The organism is Gaetbulibacter sp. S0825, from assembly GCF_011777505.1.
Lineage (GTDB): Bacteria > Bacteroidota > Bacteroidia > Flavobacteriales > Flavobacteriaceae > Pontimicrobium.
In genome coordinates this window covers 22,417-41,176 of record NZ_JAATJT010000002.1, presented here as the reverse complement: position 1 = coordinate 41,176, position 18,760 = coordinate 22,417, and the positions used below count along the sequence as shown (strand labels likewise).

The 18,760-nt window shown below is 33.4% G+C and carries 16 protein-coding genes; 11 read left to right on the top strand and 5 right to left on the bottom strand.

Going from position 1 to position 18,760, the window contains the following annotated elements; translation table 11 throughout:
• On the bottom strand, positions 1–1,995 hold the full coding sequence (ligA, locus tag HB672_RS07715; RefSeq protein ID WP_167610521.1) for an NAD-dependent DNA ligase LigA: 1,995 nt from the start codon (positions 1,993–1,995) through the stop codon (positions 1–3).
• A gap of 96 nt (positions 1,996–2,091) precedes the next feature.
• Here ligA and HB672_RS07710 point away from each other — a divergent pair, with 96 nt between their 5' ends.
• Genes HB672_RS07710 through HB672_RS07700 form a run of 3 tightly spaced genes read left to right on the top strand, consistent with a single transcriptional unit; the run spans position 2,092 to position 7,502 of the window.
• Positions 2,092–4,356 carry a family 20 glycosylhydrolase gene (locus HB672_RS07710; RefSeq protein WP_244306594.1) on the top strand — a complete coding sequence of 755 codons (2,265 nt, stop codon included), beginning with the start codon at positions 2,092–2,094 and terminating at the stop codon, positions 4,354–4,356.
• 1 nt (position 4,357) lies between these two features.
• Positions 4,358–5,047, top strand: coding sequence for a copper homeostasis protein CutC (locus HB672_RS07705; RefSeq protein ID WP_167610514.1), 690 nt, complete (start codon positions 4,358–4,360; stop codon positions 5,045–5,047).
• A gap of 25 nt (positions 5,048–5,072) precedes the next feature.
• Positions 5,073–7,502: a glycoside hydrolase family 2 protein gene (locus HB672_RS07700; protein ID WP_244306593.1), complete on the top strand. Its 2,430-nt coding sequence runs from the start codon at positions 5,073–5,075 to the stop codon at positions 7,500–7,502.
• On the opposite strand, the gene HB672_RS07695 is transcribed toward HB672_RS07700, so the two are convergent.
• Genes HB672_RS07695 through HB672_RS07685 form a run of 3 tightly spaced genes read right to left on the bottom strand, consistent with a single transcriptional unit; the run spans position 7,499 to position 9,410 of the window.
• Positions 7,499–8,089 carry a TIGR00730 family Rossman fold protein gene (locus tag HB672_RS07695; RefSeq protein WP_167610508.1) on the bottom strand — a complete coding sequence of 197 codons (591 nt, stop codon included), beginning with the start codon at positions 8,087–8,089 and terminating at the stop codon, positions 7,499–7,501. The two genes, HB672_RS07700 and HB672_RS07695, sit on opposite strands and share 4 nt — an antisense overlap.
• A complete protein-coding gene (gene prmC / locus HB672_RS07690) occupies positions 8,086–8,934 on the bottom strand; it encodes a peptide chain release factor N(5)-glutamine methyltransferase (RefSeq protein ID WP_167610504.1) in 849 nt (282 codons plus the stop codon). Before prmC ends, HB672_RS07695 begins: the two co-directional genes overlap by 4 nt.
• A complete protein-coding gene (locus HB672_RS07685; protein ID WP_167610501.1) occupies positions 8,931–9,410 on the bottom strand; it encodes a GNAT family N-acetyltransferase in 480 nt (159 codons plus the stop codon). The genes prmC and HB672_RS07685 overlap by 4 nt, the downstream gene beginning before the upstream one ends.
• Before the next feature lie 37 nt (positions 9,411–9,447).
• Here HB672_RS07685 and ribD point away from each other — a divergent pair, with 37 nt between their 5' ends.
• From ribD to HB672_RS07665, 4 genes are read left to right on the top strand one after another with little or no spacing between them, the layout of a single operon-like run.
• Positions 9,448–10,431 (top strand): bifunctional diaminohydroxyphosphoribosylaminopyrimidine deaminase/5-amino-6-(5-phosphoribosylamino)uracil reductase RibD, encoded by a 984-nt coding sequence (gene ribD / locus HB672_RS07680; protein WP_167610499.1) that lies wholly within the window; start codon positions 9,448–9,450, stop codon positions 10,429–10,431.
• Positions 10,418–11,041 (top strand): HAD family phosphatase, encoded by a 624-nt coding sequence (locus HB672_RS07675; protein WP_208864197.1) that lies wholly within the window; start codon positions 10,418–10,420, stop codon positions 11,039–11,041. The genes ribD and HB672_RS07675 overlap by 14 nt, the downstream gene beginning before the upstream one ends.
• Positions 11,038–11,901, top strand: coding sequence for a GRP family sugar transporter (locus HB672_RS07670; protein WP_167610496.1), 864 nt, complete (start codon positions 11,038–11,040; stop codon positions 11,899–11,901). Before HB672_RS07675 ends, HB672_RS07670 begins: the two co-directional genes overlap by 4 nt.
• 1 nt (position 11,902) lies before the next feature.
• A complete protein-coding gene (locus HB672_RS07665) occupies positions 11,903–12,517 on the top strand; it encodes a YigZ family protein (RefSeq protein ID WP_167610492.1) in 615 nt (204 codons plus the stop codon).
• On the opposite strand, the gene HB672_RS07660 is transcribed toward HB672_RS07665, so the two are convergent.
• Positions 12,514–12,912: a thioesterase family protein gene (locus HB672_RS07660; RefSeq protein ID WP_167610489.1), complete on the bottom strand. Its 399-nt coding sequence runs from the start codon at positions 12,910–12,912 to the stop codon at positions 12,514–12,516. The two genes, HB672_RS07665 and HB672_RS07660, sit on opposite strands and share 4 nt — an antisense overlap.
• A 205-nt stretch (positions 12,913–13,117) precedes the next feature.
• On the opposite strand from HB672_RS07660, the gene dnaA reads away from it, so the two are divergent.
• The 4 genes from dnaA to HB672_RS07640 are packed head-to-tail and all read left to right on the top strand — an operon-like array spanning position 13,118 to position 18,759.
• Complete coding sequence (gene dnaA, locus HB672_RS07655; protein ID WP_167610486.1) at positions 13,118–14,545, top strand: chromosomal replication initiator protein DnaA; 1,428 nt, start codon at positions 13,118–13,120, stop codon at positions 14,543–14,545.
• 10 nt (positions 14,546–14,555) lie between these two features.
• On the top strand, positions 14,556–15,017 hold the full coding sequence (locus tag HB672_RS07650; protein ID WP_167610483.1) for a low molecular weight protein-tyrosine-phosphatase: 462 nt from the start codon (positions 14,556–14,558) through the stop codon (positions 15,015–15,017).
• A 34-nt stretch (positions 15,018–15,051) separates the two neighbouring features.
• Positions 15,052–16,524: a PQQ-dependent sugar dehydrogenase gene (locus HB672_RS07645; protein ID WP_167610480.1), complete on the top strand. Its 1,473-nt coding sequence runs from the start codon at positions 15,052–15,054 to the stop codon at positions 16,522–16,524.
• Positions 16,525–16,578: 54 nt separating this feature from the next.
• Positions 16,579–18,759: a PQQ-dependent sugar dehydrogenase gene (locus tag HB672_RS07640; protein WP_167610477.1), complete on the top strand. Its 2,181-nt coding sequence runs from the start codon at positions 16,579–16,581 to the stop codon at positions 18,757–18,759.
• Position 18,760: the final 1 nt, after the last annotated feature.

The following is an 18,760-nucleotide window of genomic DNA, read 5'->3' as shown; positions in this document are numbered from 1 at the left end:
CTAAATAATTAACTGTAAGAAGTCTTTTTCATTAATTATAGGAATATTTAAACCTTCAGCTTTTTCACGTTTACTTGGTCCCATTTTATCTCCAGCAACTAAATAAGATGTTTTTGAAGATATTGATGAGGACACCTTACCTCCATTATCCTCAATAAACTTCTTTAATTCGGCACGGGAAACGGATTCAAATACTCCCGAAACAACAAAGGTTTGACCTTTTAATTTTTCGGTTTGATTTGCTAAAACATCCTCAGATAGAGACAATTGCAATCCAAATCCTCTTAATCTATCTATTATATGCCTATTTTCTTCAGAAGTAAAAAAGTCAACAACACTTTCAGCTATTCTATTACCAATTTCATCAACAGTTACTAAATCTATCATAGTAGCTTGTGATAAAGCTTCAATGTTTTTATAATGCTTAGCTAACTTCTTAGCTACGGTTTCACCAACATAGCGTATTCCTAATGCAAATAGCACACGCTCAAAAGGAATTTGTTTAGACGCCTCAATTCCATTTACTAAGTTCTCAGCACTTTTTTCTGCCATTCGTTCTAATGGCATAACTTCCTCTTTAGTCAATTCATACAAATCAGAATAATTAGATATCAAACCTTCATTAACCAACAAGGCAACAGTTTCTCCTCCTAAACCTTCAATATCCATAGCTTTTCTGGAAATAAAATGCTGAATTCTTCCAATAATTTGTGTCTTACAACCATTATAATTCGGACAATAATGTTGTGCTTCGCCTTCTTGTCGTACCAATTCGGTATTGCATTCTGGACATTGTGTTATATATTGTGTTGGTTGAGAATCTGCTGGTCGTTTGGTTAAATCTACAGCAATTATTTTAGGGATAATCTCCCCTCCCTTTTCAACAAACACCTCATCTCCTACTCTAATATCCAATTTTACAATTTGGTCTGCATTGTGCAGTGATGCCCTTTTTACAGTAGTTCCTGCTAATTCAACAGGCTCAAGATTGGCAACTGGTGTAATAGCTCCTGTACGACCAACTTGATAAGTAATCTCATTTAATCGTGTTGAAACTTGTTCTGCTTTAAACTTATAAGCCATGGCCCAACGTGGTGCTTTAGCCGTATAACCAAGCTCTTCTTGTTGTTGCAGATTATTCACCTTAATCACAACACCATCTGTTTCATATGGCAAATCATGTCTGTGTACATTCCAATAGTCAATAAACTCTAAAACTTCATCAATGGAGTTGACCAGTTTTGCAGCATTAGGAACTTTAAAACCAATTTGCCTTGCAAGTTCTAAGCTTTCAAACTGTGTGTTAATTCCTAAATTAGAGCCTGTAATATTATATAACAAACATTCTAAAGGTCGTTTAGCCACTTCAGCACTATCTTGTAATTTCAAACTTCCTGATGCTGTATTTCTTGGATTTCTGTATGGTTCTTCTCCAATTTCTATACGTTCTTCATTCATTTTGTTGAAGCCTTCAAATGGCAACACGATTTCACCACGTATATCAAATTTTGGTGGATAATTCCCTTTTAATTTTAAAGGCACTGACTTAATCGTCTTGATATTAGCAGTCACATTATCGCCTTGAGTTCCATCTCCGCGAGTTACAGCTTTTAATAAAGCCCCATTTTCATAAGTTAAACTAATAGATGCGCCATCATATTTTAGTTCACATACGTATTGCACATCACCATCAATCATTTTTTTGATACGTGTTTCCCAATCTAATAAGTCCTCTTTGGAATACGAATTATCCAATGAATACATTCGGTGTTCATGAACAACAGTCTCAAAGTTTTTAGTCACTTCACCTCCAACACGTTTTGTAGGAGAATCCGCTTCAGCAAATTCTGGATGTTTAGCTTCAAGTTCTTGAAGCTTCTTTAACTTTATATCAAATTCGTAATCACTTATGGTAGGGTTATCAAGCACATAGTAATTATAGTTATGCTGACGAAGTTCTTCGCTTAGTGTTTTTATTTGTTGTTGAATATCCATTAAATAATTTAAGAAAAAGTTATCTTTTTAGGCTATATTTAAAGCATCTAATATACTAAAATGCATTACAAGAAAATACTCGTTGCTCTGCTTTTTATGAGCATTTTATTCAACTGCAAAGAAGAAGAAACATTAACCTCAGACGTTTTAATAATTCCGCAACCATCAGAAAAAAAAATCAACAATGGTCAATTCGTTCTAAATAGTTCTACAGGTATTAATTATGATGAAAATTTTAAAGTTTCTGGTGAATTTTTAAAATCATATATAGAAGAAGGTAGCGACATTTCAATGGAAGGTAGTAACCAAATTTCCTTTATTAAGGATGATGCTCTTACAGATGAAGGTTATTCGCTTGAAATCCTTCCTAACACCATAGAAATCAAAGCAAAAACAGACCAAGGTGCTTTTTATGCGGTACAATCATTAAGACAACTTCTACCACCTCAATTCGAAAATGGCACTTTTCAAGATGATGAAGTTATAATACCATGTACAACTATTAAGGATGAACCTAAATTCATATATCGTGGCATGCATCTAGATGTTGGCAGACATATGTTTTCGGTAGATTTTATCAAAAAATATATTGATGCCTTAGCTATGTTAAAAATGAACACCTTTCATTGGCATTTAACCGAAGACCAAGGTTGGCGTATTGAAATAAAAAAATATCCAAAACTTCAAGAAGTTGCTGCCTTTAGAAATGAAACCTTAATTGGACATTACAGCGACCAACCACATCAATTTGATGGCAAAAAATATGGTGGTTTTTATACGCAAGAAGAAGTTAAAGACATCGTTGCTTATGCACAGAACCGTTTTGTAACAGTGATTCCAGAAATTGAATTACCTGGACACGCACAAGCTGCCATTGCAGCCTATTCTGAATTAGGTTGTACTGGAGAACAGGTTGGAGTTGTAACAAAGTGGGGCGTTTATGAAGAAATTTACTGTCCAAAAGAGGAAACATTTACCTTTTTAGAAGATGTGTTAGATGAAGTTTTAGCTTTATTCCCAAGTGAATACATCCATATTGGTGGCGATGAAGCTCCAAAAACGAGATGGGAAAATTGCGACCATTGTCAGGCTCTTATTAAAAAGGAAGGCTTAAAAGACGAACACGAATTGCAGAGTTATTTTATTTCTAGAATCGAAAAATACTTAAATGGTAAAGGAAGACAAATTATTGGTTGGGATGAAATTTTAGAAGGTGGCTTAGCTCCAAATGCCACAGTCATGTCTTGGCGAGGCATAAATGGAGCTATTGAAGCAGCAAAACAACATCATAATGTGATTATGACACCAACATCGCATTGTTATTTTGACTATTATCAAAGCGAAAATGACAACGAACCCATTGCTATTGGTGGTTTCCTACCCTTAGAAAAAGTGTACAGTTTTAATCCTATTCCTGAGGAACTTAACGAAGAGGAATCAAAATATGTACTTGGTGCTCAAGGCAATATTTGGACAGAGTATATGAAAACTTCAGAACATGTCGAATACATGGCGTTTCCACGCATACTTGCTATGAGTGAGGTGGTTTGGTCGAAACAGGAAAATAAAAACTATGCAGATTTTGTAAAACGCGTTGAAAATTTTCACAAAAGATTGGATGCTTTAAACATTAATTATGCAAATCATTTGTATGAAATTGAAGGCGAGTTACTTTCTGATGATAATGGATTGAGCTATCAATTACAAACCTTAACCAGTGGTAAAACGATTCGGTTTACTTTAGATGGCTCAGAGCCAACTATAAATTCAGAAGCCTATACTAAACCTATTACAATTACTGAAAGTGTCAGTATAAAAGCATCTGTATTTAATTCAGATAAAAAATTAGGAACTACATTTTCTCAGGATATTAATTTGCATAAAGCCGTTGGAAAAAAGATTACCATAAACAAAGAACCACACAAATCCTATCCAGGAAGTGGAGCAGCAGGATTAGTCAATGGCATTTCCGGAAGTGATTCACGTTATGGCGACAAGGAATGGTTAGGGTTTTGGGGAGAAGATATCGAGATTACCATTGATTTAGGTGAAGAAATAGAAGTTAATTCAATTGAAACAAGATTTCATAATGGGAATGGGCAGTGGATTTATGCGCCAAAGGAAATACACTTTATTTTTGAGCTAGACGATGATTCTTTTCTTTCAAATAAAGTTTCTTTAAACAGTCAACATAATGATAAGGTTTTAATTCTCGATTATGAATTATCAATCCCAGAAGATATGAATGTAAAAATCAAGGCTATCACTTTAAAAATCCCAAACTATGGCATCATTCCAGAAGGCAAACAAGGTGCTGGTAACAAAGCTTGGACGTTTATTGATGAAATAATTGTGAATTAACATGCTTTTAGAAATCTGTACCAACTCCTATCAATCCGCCAAAAATGCTCAAGAAGCAGGAGCACATCGTATAGAGTTATGTCAAGAATTGTCAGTTGGTGGTATAACACCAAGTTATGGTTTATTAAAACAAGTCACAGATACCCTTTCTATTCCTGTGTTTGTATTAATCAGACCAAGAAGTGGAAATTTTGTCTATACAGAAGAAGAATTTGACATCATGAAACAAGATATTCAACTATGCAAAAATTTAGGTTGTGCTGGAATCGTTTCTGGTATTTTAAATAAAGACAATACGATTGATATAGAAAGAACCAAAGAATTGTTAGAACTTTCTAGGCCATTGCAGTTTACATTCCATCGTGCTTTTGATTGTGTTAAAGACCCTAAAAACTCCTTAGAACAATTAATCGCCTTAGGTGTTGATAGAATACTTAATTCCGGCTTGGAAACCTCAGCAGAAAAAGGATTAAATCTCCTAAAACAATTGCAAGAACAAGCAAATGGAAGGATAACTATTTTAGCAGGAAGTGGCATTAACTCTAAAAACGCCAAACTGTTTAAAGAAGTTGGTTTTAATGAAATTCATGCTTCTGCTTCAACAGAAATAGAATGTAATGGCTCATTATTTTCAACATCACTCACCTATTCTGACACAAAAAAAATCAAAGCCCTTTTAGATGAGATATAGTCTATTACTCTTAATTCTCGTTTGTTTGAGTTGTCAAACCAAGCATGATGTCCCTCAAACAATTGAGTTACACAACAATTGGGAATTCAAAAAAGTAACTGACTCCAATTGGAATTCTGCTACTGTTCCAGGTAATGTGCATTCCGATTTATTAGAAAATAACCTTATTGAAAATCCTTTTATTGGAAACAATGAGCACGATTTACAATGGATTTCGGAAACCGATTGGGAATATAAAACCACCTTTTCAGTGGATAAGAAAACACTTCAAAAGCAAAATATAGAACTTAATTTTAAAGGTCTAGATACCTATGCTTCTATATTTTTAAATGACAGTTTAATTTTAAAAACCAACAATGCCTTTCGTGAATTTCAAGTTGATGTGAAACCATTATTGAAAACTGAGAATATATTACGAATTTTATTTGAGAACACTACGAAATTTGAAGAACAAGAAAAAGCAAAGCTAGGTTATTCTCTACCAGAAGGCAACCGTATTTTTACCAGAAAAGCGCAGTTTCAATATGGTTGGGATTGGGGACCAAAATTAAATACTAGCGGAATTTGGCGACCTGTGAAATTGGTGGCTTGGAATGATTTTAAGATTGATGATTTTTATGTAAAGCAATTGAAATTAAATGATTCTATTGCTGATTTAGTATTGGATATTAAGAAAATCTCCTCCATAGAACTAGATAAGTCTTTAACATATAATATATATATAAATGACCTCCTTTACAAAACTTCAAGTGAAGTTTTAAAAGGCCATACTTGGGCTACAAGGCTTCTAATCAAAAACCCTAAACGTTGGTGGCCTCACAATTTAGGAGAACCATATTTGTATGATATTAAAGTTGTAGTTAAAAAAGGAAATGCCATTTTAGACAGCATCTCCACAAAAATAGGCTTAAGAACAATAGAACTCGTCACCAAAAAAGATAGCGTTGGCGAATCGTTTTATTTTAAAGTCAATGATGTTCCTGTGTATGCTAAAGGAGCCAATTATATTCCGCAAAATAGCATGCAAAACAAAGTCACAGATGCTCATTATGAAAAATTGCTTGACGATGCAGTTGATGCCAACATGAATATGCTGCGAGTTTGGGGAGGAGGTATTTATGAGAATGATATCTTTTATGACCTATGCGACAAAAAGGGCATTTTAGTTTGGCAAGATTTTATGTTTGCCTGTGCCATGTATCCTGGAGATAAAGACTATTTGCAAAATGTACAACAAGAAGCCATTGACAATCTAAAACGCCTAAGAAATCACGCAAGTATTGCATTGTGGTGTGGCAATAATGAAAATAGTGAAGGTTGGCATCGTTGGGGTTGGCAAGATGGTCGTTCAGAATCTGAAAAAGAAGAGATTTGGAGTAATTATTTAAAGGTGTTTGATTCTATTTTACCGAATACAGTCGCTAAATTAACTGATACATATTATTGGGAATCGTCTCCAAAATATGGACGCGGCAATCCGAAATACGAATTTGAAGGTGACGCTCACGATTGGTGGATTTGGCATGATGGCTATCCTTTTGAGCATTTGGAAGAGCGTGTACCAAGATTTATGAGTGAATTCGGAATGCAATCGTTTCCAAGTTATGAGGTGATTAATTATATCAACCAAAGTGATTCCTTAGAGATTACTTCAGAAGGGTTTAAAAATCATCAAAAACATGTTCGAGGATTTCAGTTAATTGATGAGTACATGCAGCGTGATTTTCCTGTCCCAACTCAAGCTGAAGATTACGTTTACATGAGTCAGGTAGTTCAAGCCTATGGCATTACTAAGGGACTCGAAGCACAACGACGTGCAAAACCTTATAATATGGGAACTTTGTTTTGGCAATTAAATGATTGTTGGCCATCTATTTCATGGTCTAGCATAGACTTTTTTGGAAACTGGAAAGCATTACATTACAAGGCTAAAAAGAGTTTTGAGAATGTGCTAGTGTCTCCAACGATTAAAGATAATGTGCTTAAAACATTTGTTATTAATGACAATCTAACTGTAACCGATACGCTTCATTTAAAATTGATTGATTTCTCTGGAAAAGAATTGTGGTCATTTTCAAAAGAAGTAACTGCTTTAGAAAACAGTAGCGATTTAATGCATGAACTAAATCTAGAAGGCATTGACAAAAAGAATGCTGTTCTCGTATCGAGCTTCAACAATACAACCTCAACATATTTTTTAGCAAAGCCTAAAGACTTAAAACTTCAACAAGCAGAAATAACTAAAGAAATTACAAAAACTTCATCTGGATTTAAGGTAAAACTATCTAGCTCTACTCTACAAAAGGATGTATTTCTTTTTACTAAAGAAAAAGGTCATTTTAGTGATAACTTCTTTGATTTACTACCAAATAAAATTCTAGAAATTGACTTTACAACAGAAGCCGAAACCTTAAACGATTTGAAGATTAAAACATTGAATAATTTTATAAACTAAGTTCTATCAGCTTTTAACCACTTAGGAACAGGTTGCCGTTTATAGTGTCTCATTTTATCGAGCAACCTATTAATATCATCTTCAACAATCAATAGCTTAAAATTTGCCATTTTTAGTAGTCCTTTAGCAACCATGGTTTCCAACATGCTTATCAAATCATTATAAAAACCATTGATGTTTAATAAACCAATTGGTTTTTGGTGCAAGCCTAATTGTGCCCAAGTAATAATTTCAAACAATTCTTCTAACGTACCAAAACCTCCAGGAAGCGTAATGAATCCGTCCGACAGCTCATGCATTTTCAGTTTACGTTCGTGCATATTGTCTGTGGTTATTAGTTCTGTCAACCCTAAATGCACGACCTCTTTTAGTTTTAAGAACTCTGGAATTACCCCAATCACTTTTCCATGATTGTCCAATGATGCCTGGGCAATTTTTCCCATGATACCAATTTTTGCAGCACCATAGACTAAAGTAATATTTTCGTTTGCCAAAGTTTTTCCTAATGTTTCAGCTTCAGAAATTATTTTAGTATCATTTCCTTCACTACTCGCACAAAATACAGCTATAGCTTTTAAATCATTCATGATTTTATGGCTTTAATCATTCGATCTTTCTCAAAAAAATCTCTTTTTAATTCTATCTCGTTAAAACTTTTCTCTGTCAGTAATTCTTTGGTGCTTTCGCCTAAGTTTTCATTTATTTCAAAATACAATTGACCATTTGGCTTCAAAATATTAGCAGCTACATCGGTGATTTTTCTGTAAAACAATAAGGCATCATCATCTTCAACAAATAATGCTAAATGTGGCTCGTGGTCTAATACATTTGCGCTCATCATTTGTTTTTCAAGCTCACGAACATAAGGTGGATTAGATACAATAACATCAAATTGCATATTGGTAGAATCCCAATCTAAAATATCTGCTTCGACAAATTCAATTTCAACTTCATTATCTATGGCATTTTGCTTAGCTATTTTTAAAGCGTCGCTACTAACATCTAATGCTACTATGGAAGCATTTGGTAAATTCTTAGATAGTGCTATAGCAATACAACCACTTCCTGTTCCTATATCTAAAATGGAAATACTCTTCTTGTCTTTACAATCTTTAATAATCCAATCAACAAGTTCTTCGGTTTCTGGTCTGGGGATTAATACTGAAGGATTTACTTTAATTATTAATCCATAAAACTCAGTATCACCAAGTATATATTGAATGGGCTCGTATTTTTTTAGTCTATCTATAGCTTTTTCAAACTTATCGTATTTCTTACCAGAAACAACAGCATATAAACTTTGAGAAATATCTATGCGCTTTAGCTTTAATATTCTCTCTGAAAGTAAGTGAAAAAACGACTCGATTTCAGTTTCAGGGTAATAACCTAAAAGCGCGTTGTTAAAATAAGTTCGTAATGATTTTAGTATCATAGTAGTTTTTTAAGCATGTATACACCACAAATAACGTGACCTGTATTCCCCAATGGTTTATCTAAGTGTTTAAAGCCGTTTTTCTCATATAATTTGATAGCAGATTTAAGTTGCGAAGCTGATTCGAGATAGCAATATTTATAATTAAACTCTTTTGCTGCTTTCATGCACAAATCAAACATCTTCTTACCAAAACCTTTTCCACGAGCGTCAGGATGAAAATACATTTTTTGCAATTCGCAAGTATCTTTTGCTGCTCCTTGCAATTGCTTAACACCTCCTCCACCTAGTACTTTTCCTTGTTCTTCAACAACATAATAAACAGCTCTTTCTCCTTGAAAACCTTCATACATGCTTTTAACGTCTTCATCTTCAAGTGAAGAACCAGAAACTGGCAAACCATACTCTTTAAAACAATTGGTCATAATTGCTTCTATTGAGAGATTATCTTCGGGTTTTATTTCTCTAATAATCATGTTATAATTACCGATTATTTAATAGTATTTTTGTGATGTGAAGATACACGAAAAATACATATCTCGCTGTATAGAGATTGCTAAAAATGGATTAGGCACAACTGCACCAAATCCAATGGTTGGTTGTGTGATTGTTTACAACTCAACAATTATTGGAGAAGGCTTTACATGTCCTTATGGTGGTGCTCATGCAGAAGTGAATGCCATTAACTCAGTCAAGGATACATCGCTTTTAAAAGAAGCCACTTTATATGTCACATTAGAACCTTGCTCTCATTTTGGAAAAACGCCTCCTTGCAGTAATTTGATTATTGAACATGGCATTCCAAATATAGTTATTGGCTGTCTCGATGATAATGAAAAAGTTGCAGGAAAGGGTATTGCTAAACTTAAAGCAGCTGATTGCAATGTTAAAGTTGGTGTTTTAGAGGAGGAATGTAAAGAGCACCACAAACGTTTTTTTACATTTCACAATAAAAAACGTCCTTATATTATATTAAAGTGGGCAGAAACTGCTGATGGGTTTATTGCTCCATTACATAAAAAAGAAAAACAACCTGTTTGGATAACCAATACACACTCGAGGCAATTGGTTCACAAATGGCGAGCTGAAGAACAAGCCATTTTAGTTGGCACAAATACTGTATTAGAAGACAACCCAAGTTTAACCACAAGAGATTGGGATGGAAAGAATCCGATTCGCATTGTTTTAGATAAACACAATATACTCTCAAAAGAATTTAAAGTATTTGATAACAAAGCTAAAACCTTAATAATTAACGACAACTCAGCCAAAGGAATTTGCAATAAGTTATATGAAGCAGATATCAACTCTGTAATTATTGAAGGAGGTGCAAAAACCTTGAAGCTTTTTATTAATTCGGGTCTTTGGGATGAGGCCAGAGTATTTACTGGCAAGAACACATTTAAAGAAGGTATAAAAGCCCCCGTTTTTGCAGGAAATTTGATTTCAGAAAAACAAATACTCGATGATACATTAAAAATATATGTCAATAATTAAAACCATTATATTCGATTTTGGCGATGTATTTATCAATTTAGATAAACCAGCCATTAAAAGAGAGCTCATTAGCTTAGGAATACCCGAAGCTATAAGTTTAGACATGTATCATATAGCTTCAGAATATGAAAAAGGATTGATTTCAACTGACGAATTAATTGACTATTTCAATAAGAAATTTCCAAGTATCGCCACTCAAGATTTTATAAAAGCTTGGAATAGTATTATTCTTGATTTTCCAGAGCATCGACTTCAATTTATTGAAAACCTTGCTTCTAAAAACACATACAACCTTATTTTACTAAGTAATACCAACGATTTACATATTGAACAGGTTATCGAGAACATGAGTTTGCCGCGTTATGAAAAGTTTAAAAATTGTTTTAACAAATTTTATTTATCACAAGAAATTCATTTAAGCAAGCCCAGTCCATCTATTTATGAATTTGTTTTAAATGAAAACAACTTACATCCAAATGAATGTTTATTTATTGATGATTTAAAAGAAAACACAGAGTCAGCATCAAAACTAGGCATTCATACTTGGAATTTGATTCCAGAAAAAGATGATATCATCCATTTATTTTCCATTAAGAAGCATTTATTTTGATATATCTCTTACTCAGCATTCTAGCATCAACTGCAATTTTTGTGGTATTCAAGCTATTTAATCGTTTTAGAATAAATACGTTTCAAGCAATTGTTGCTAATTACGTAACTGCTTGCATTTGCGGACTTATTAGCTATAAATCTCCAATAAATACATCTGAAATTTTTAACTCAAAATGGTTTTTAGGCGCTATATTATTAGGCTTTCTATTTATCTCTGTTTTTAACTTAATGGCATTAACCGCTCAACGCAATGGGTTATCGGTAGCTTCAGTTGCTAGTAAAATGAGTGTGGTTATTCCAGTTATTTTTGGATTATATGTTTATAATGAGAGTGTTGGTTTTCAGAAAGTATTTGGAATTATTTTAGCGCTTATTGCAGTCTATCTTACAGCAATAAAAGCCAAATCATCCATTAGTCTTAGGCAAGGAATATTCCTTCCTTTTATACTCTTCTTAGGTTCTGGAGTTATTGATGCCTCCATAAAATATCTTGAAACAACATATGTGCCTAAAAATGGTATTCCAATATTTTCAGCAACCATATTTGGGTGTGCAGCAATTATTGGTTTACTTATCTTAGTATATAACACAATAAAACAATCCATTAAATTTGAAATAAAAAATGTCATAGGTGGTATTATTCTAGGCATCATTAATTACTATTCCATTGTTTTCTTATTAAAAGCATTACAATTTAAAGGCTTAGAAAGCTCAACACTATTTACAGTTAATAATGTTGCTATAGTAATGGTATCAACACTTGTAGGCTTGTTCTTGTTTAGAGAATCCATATCAAAAAAGAATTGGATAGGTATAAGTTTAGCAATTGTTTCCATTCTATTAGTAACTTTGGCGTAAGTTGGAAATAAACGACACATATAAAACAATCACAAGGCCATCGCAAGAAGTGCTTTTTAAAGACAAGAATAGCAAGTTTTTTGGATATGCTTTTCCTGTGACTTCAGAAGAAGAAGTTAAGTCAATAATAGAAAAACTAAAAAAACAACACCATTCGGCAAGACATTGGTGCTATGCATATCAAATTGGCACCCAAAACATTTCCTACAGAGCTAATGATGATGGCGAACCAAATAACAGCGCAGGAATGCCAATTTATGGACAAATACAATCGTTTGATGTTACTAATGTGCTTGTTGTGGTTGTTAGATATTTTGGAGGTGTAAAACTAGGCGTTGGAGGCTTGATAAACGCTTATAAGACTTCTGCTCAACTTGCTCTAGAGAGTTCAAAAATTGTGACAAAAACAATAAATATAGATTACCTCATTAAGTTTGATTATAAAAATATGGACAAAGTGATGAGAGTTATAAAAGAAAAACAGTTAAAAATTGTCAATCAAAAACTAGAATTAGATTGTCAAATTCATATTTCGGTAAGAAAAAAAGAAGCAAAAGCAATTTTTAATGTTTTTAACCAAATATTTGAGGTTAAGATAAGTGAGTTTAACGATTAATTTTGCAGTTTGTCTAAAATAAATTTTGGGCATCTTGTAGGGCGATTCGTCTTCATATTAATAAAAGCCAAAATTGTGTTCCCTAAAGTTAAAATTTCTCCTGCCTCATTTGTGATTTCATAATCAAATTCTATCGTTGCTGTTGGAGATTTTTTTAAAATTGTTTTTACACAAATCACGTCATCATAACACGCCGATTTTTTATATTTTAAAGATAACGAAATCACCGGAAGCATGATTCCGTCTAGCTCCATCTGCTTATAAGACACACCAAGAGACCTCAGCCACTCTATCCTTCCTATCTCTAAAAAGTTTGAATAATTACCATGATAGACAACACCCATTTGGTCTGTCTCACCATATCTAATACGAATTTTTGTCTCGTAGCTTTTCATAAAATATAAGAGGATGTTTTAAAAATAATTTTGTATTTTCATGCGGATTTAAACATGCGAAAAAAAAACTGAAAATTCAATAGACATCTATTTTTTTTTTTAGAATTTTGTTCACATATTTGTCGTGTAGAAAACAAACAGAGAAAACCCCTATTCTTTAATTTTCTACCAACCAACTAACAAACTATTAATTTTACAAAGGATAATGAGTGTAACTGCGCAATCGGTATGGAATAACTGTCTTGAATTCATAAAGGATAACATTCAACCGCAAGCATACAAAACATGGTTTGAACCAATTTCTGCAGTTAAGCTAACTGAAAATGCCTTAAGCATCCAAGTTCCTAGTAAGTTTTTCTATGAATGGCTAGAAGAACATTATGTAAAAATATTAAAAGTTGCCTTAACCAAAGAACTTGGCGAAAGCGCAAAATTGGTTTATGTCATAAAAATGGAAAACACTTATGGCAACAAACAACCATTCACTGAGAAAATACCTAGTTCAAACAGAGGAGGTCTAAAATCGCAAGATGTAGATGTACCTTTTAATAATAAAAGCCCTGAGCTTAAAAATCCATTTGTGATTCCTGGAATTAGAAATGTTAAGATTGAATCTCAATTAAACCCTAACTACAGCTTTGAAAATTTTCTAGAAGGCGATTCTAACAGATTAGCAAGAAATGCTGGTTTAGCAGTAGCTAACAAGCCTGGAGGCACATCATTCAATCCATTACTGATTTTTGGTGGCGTTGGTTTAGGAAAAACTCATTTGGCTCACGCTATTGGTGTTGATATAAAAGATAAATACCCAGAAAAAACGGTTTTATATATTTCAGCTGAAAAATTTACACAACAATATATTGATTCGGTTAAAAAGAATAATAGAAATGATTTTATACATTTCTATCAATTAATAGATGTACTTATTATTGACGATGTGCAATTCCTTTCTGGAAAAACAGGGACTCAAGATGTATTCTTCCATATTTTTAATCATCTACACCAAAATGGCAAGCAAGTTATTTTAACAAGTGATAAAGCGCCTGTAGATATGCAAGATATTGAGCAACGCTTATTATCAAGGTTCAAATGGGGACTTTCAGCTGAGTTACAAAACCCAGATTTTGAAACTAGAGTCTCAATTCTTAAAAACAAACTATATAGAGATGGTGTAGAAATGCCTGATGACATTATAGATTACGTTGCTAAGAATATTAAAACGAATGTTAGAGAGCTTGAGGGTGCAATAATTTCATTAATTGCTCAATCATCTTTTAATAAAAAAGAGATTACTTTAGGACTTGCAAAGGATATTGTTGAGAAGTTTGTAAAGAATACAAAACGTGAGGTTTCTATAGATTATATCCAGAAAGTAGTATCAGATTATTTCCAAATGGATGTGGATACACTTCAATCTAAAACTAGAAAAAGACATATCGTACAAGCAAGACAATTAGCGATGTTCTTTGCCAAAAAATTTACAAAAGCATCTTTAGCAAGTATTGGCTCACAAATTGGTAAGCGTGATCATGCTACTGTATTACACGCTTGTAAAACTGTTGATAATTTATCTTCTACCGATAAGCAATTTAGAAAATACGTAGAGGACCTTTCAAAAAAGCTTTCATTATAAATACTTAAAAATGACAAAAATTCTAATGGTATGTTTAGGCAATATATGTCGATCCCCATTAGCCGAAGGCATTTTAAAGCATAAATTCCCAAAACATAATTTTATAGTTGAATCTGCTGGAACCAGCAATTATCATATTGGAGAACTTCCAGATAAAAGATCGATTGAAGTTGCTAAAAAACACGGTATCGATATTACAAATCAAAGAGGAAGGCAATTCAAAGTATCAGATTTTGACGAGTTTAATTTCATCTATGTTATGGACACTTCTAACTATAAAAATATCATAGCCTTAGCTCGAAATGATGGTGATAAAAAAAAAGTAGAATTGATTCTAAATGAGCTAGATAATGAATTAATTAATGTTCCAGATCCTTATTATGGAGGTGATTCGGGTTTCGAAAATGTATTTCAACTATTAAATCAAGCCTGTGATAGAATATACATTAAAGTATTAAAAAATATTTCATGAATAATGTAATTTAGAAATCTAATTACACCCTAACATGAAAAAACTCTACTCAACTGCATTAGTAATGCTTTGTCTTGTTTCATTGCCTTTAAATGCTCAAACTATTTCTCTGGAAGCATTTGGACCAACTTTTAATTACCCAACAAATATTGCAAATGCTGGAGACAGTAGAATGTTTGTTTTAGAACAAGATGGGTTTATTTGGATTATAAAATCTGACGGCACCACACCATCAACACCTTTTCTAGACATTGATGCTTTGGTTTACGATAATTACCAGGTAGAATGGGAAAGAGGTTTGTTAAGCATGGTTTTTCATCCAAACTATTCTAGCAATGGTTACTTTTATGTGAATTACATTGACCAAGTTGGTAACAATATAATTTCTAGATTTTCTGTAAGTGCAAATCCAGATATTGCCGATGTCAATTCAGAGTTAGTGATAATGAATATTCCGCATCCTTACGATGCACACCATGGAGGCGATATGGCTTTTGGGTCAGATGGTTATTTATACATTTCTAAAGGTGATGGTGGAACAGATCAAGGAGATCCTGATAATCGTTCTCAGAATTTAGCTGAGATTCACGGTAAAATTCTTCGTATTGATGTTGACAATCCTACAAATGGAAATACATACGGAAACAACTATAGCATTCCTGCAGGAAATCCATTTGTTGAAACACCAACAGACGATCCAAATACATTAGCAGAAATATGGCTATATGGCTTTAGAAACCCTGCGAAATTTTCGTTTGATAGCGCCAATGGTGATTTATGGATTGGCGATGTTGGTCAAGAAGATATTGAAGAAATAAATTTAAACGCAGGTAATGTCCCTGGTTTAAACTATGGCTGGAGATGTTACGAAGGTTCTTCTGAATTTAATATGAGTGGTGGTTGTCCACCTATTGGTAATTTAGAGTTTGCAGCTCATGAGTATAACCATTTTGAAAGTGATGGAAAATTTAGATGTTCTGTTGCTGGTGGCTATCGCTATAGAGGGTCCGCATATCCCAATCTAATTGGCACCTATTTTGCCGGAGATTGGTGCAGTGGGGAAATATTTATGATAACGCCAGATGGCAGTGGAGGTTGGAATAGAACTAATCATCCAACAACATTTAGTAGTAGACGCTGGGTCGCTTTTGCTGAAGATAACAATGGTGAGTTATTTGTGGTCAGCAACCCGTTAAGCAATAATGGTCAAGTATACAAGATTAAAGCAAATACCATGTCGACTACTTCAACGAATTTAAATTATAAGTTTAGCATTATACCTAATCCAACAGAAGACAATGTTGTGGCTTTAAATTTTAACAAAGCAACATCTTTAAAAGAAGTAAACGCTATTAATCTTCAAGGACAAAAGATTGGCGCAACAATAGAAACCATTAATTCAACAACAGCAAAAATAGAATTTGCAAATATTTCTTCGGGAATATATGTCATTGAAACTATTACAAATAAAGGTGAGAAATCTCAAAACAAGCTAATTATCAAGTAATTATTACATCTAATTCTACCTTTTTATTCGTACATTTATTAAACAAAGTACGCTATGAAAAGTAAAAATACATTTATATTAAGCTTTTGTTTATTCTTTTTTACCTATTCTTTTTCCCAAACAATAGATATACAAAGCTTTGCCACAGGACTAGATATGCCTGTAAATATTAAAAATGCAGGCGATGACAGACTTTTTGTTGTTGAACAAAGAGGCTATATTAGAATTGTTAATACCAATGGTTCTGTAAATGCGACACCTTTTTTAGACATTAACAACCTTGTTATTGATATTAGTGGTGGTGGAGACGAAAGAGGATTGCTTGGTTTAGCATTTCATCCCAACTACAGTAACAATGGTTTTTTTTACGTTAATTATATTAATAATAATGGGGACACTGTAGTTTCTAGGTTTGAAGTTAGCATTTCAGATGCAAATATTGCAAACTCAAGTTCCGAGCTACCCCTCCTTAATATTGCACAACCATACAGTAACCATAATGGAGGCGATATGGCTTTTGGTCCAGATGGCTATTTATATATTGCTTCTGGAGATGGAGGTGCAGGTGGAGATCCCGAAAATAGAGCTCAAAACCTTAGTACATTACTAGGAAAAATGATAAGGATTGATGTGAACAACACAGCTAATGGAAATAATTACGCAATTCCAAGCGATAATCCTTTCTATAACGATGGTGATGTCAATACACTTGATGAAATTTGGGCTTATGGGTTAAGAAATCCATGGAAATTCTCTTTTGATAGCCAAACTGGAGATATTTGGATTGCAGATGTTGGTCAAGGCGAATATGAAGAAATTAATATGGCTGCTCCTACAGCTGCTGGTTTAAATTATGGGTGGCGTTGCTATGAAGGAAATAACACATTTAACGATACTGGATGTCCAGATGCAAGCACACTTACCTTCCCTGTTGGCGAATATTCACATTCAAATAGTGGAAATTTTAAATGCTCCATAACTGGTGGCTATCGATACAGAGGTTCTCAGTTTCCAAATTTTTCTGGACTATACTTTTTTGCAGATTATTGCAGTGACGAAATTGGTTTTTTACAAAACAGCGGAAGTTCATGGAATATGTCATTTAGCGACCAATTTAATGGGAATCGTTGGGTTGCTTTTGGTGAAGATATTAATGGCGAACTTTATATTGCTGGCTTAAATTCTGGTACAATCTATAGAATTATTGATACAGACACTTCTAATTCTACTTGGTATGAAGATGCCGACAACGACACCTTTGGAAATCCTAATGTAAGCCAAACAGCTACAACTCAACCTAGCGGCTATGTTGCCGATAATACCGACTGTGACGATAGAAACCCAAATATAAACCCTAACGCTACAGAAATTCCAGATAACAACATTGACGAAGACTGTGATGGCTTTGATTTAAAAACCTGGTACGAAGATGCTGATAATGATACTTTTGGAAATCCAGATGTAAGCCAAACAGCTACAACTCAACCTAGCGGCTATGTTAGTGATAATACCGATTGTGATGACACAAACCCTAATATAAATCCGAACGCTACTGAAATCCCGAATAACAACATTGATGAAAATTGTGACGGTTTAGATGAGTTAATATGGTATGAAGATGCCGACAATGATACCTTTGGAAATCCTAATGTAAGTCAAACAGCTGCCAGCCAGCCAAATGGCTATGTCGCTGATAATACTGATTGTGACGACACAAACCCAAATATAAATCCGAACGTCACAGAAATTCCAGATAATAACATAGATGAAAACTGTGATGGCTTTGATTTAAAAACTTGGTACGAAGATGCTGATAATGATACTTTTGGAAATCCTGATGTAAGTCAAACTGCCACAACTCAACCTATTGGCTATGTTAGTGATAATACCGATTGCGATGATACAAACCCAAATATAAATCCTATTGCTACCGAAATTCCAAATAATGACATAGATGAAAATTGTGATGGTATCATTGAAACTAATGACGTAGGGTTTAGCTACTTAATGTATCCTAATCCAGCAAGGGAAGAAGTGTTTTTTGTTTTTGATGAGAATGAAATTCCTTTCTCGATTGCTTTTTATGATTTTACTGGTAAACATATTAAGACTTTAAGTAATTTTTCTAATCATATTATTCCAGTTTCAACCAAAAATCTAGCTTCAGGATTGTATATTGTATCTGTTTTTAAAGCGAATAGTCTACTTTCAAATATTAAGCTAATAATTAATTAAT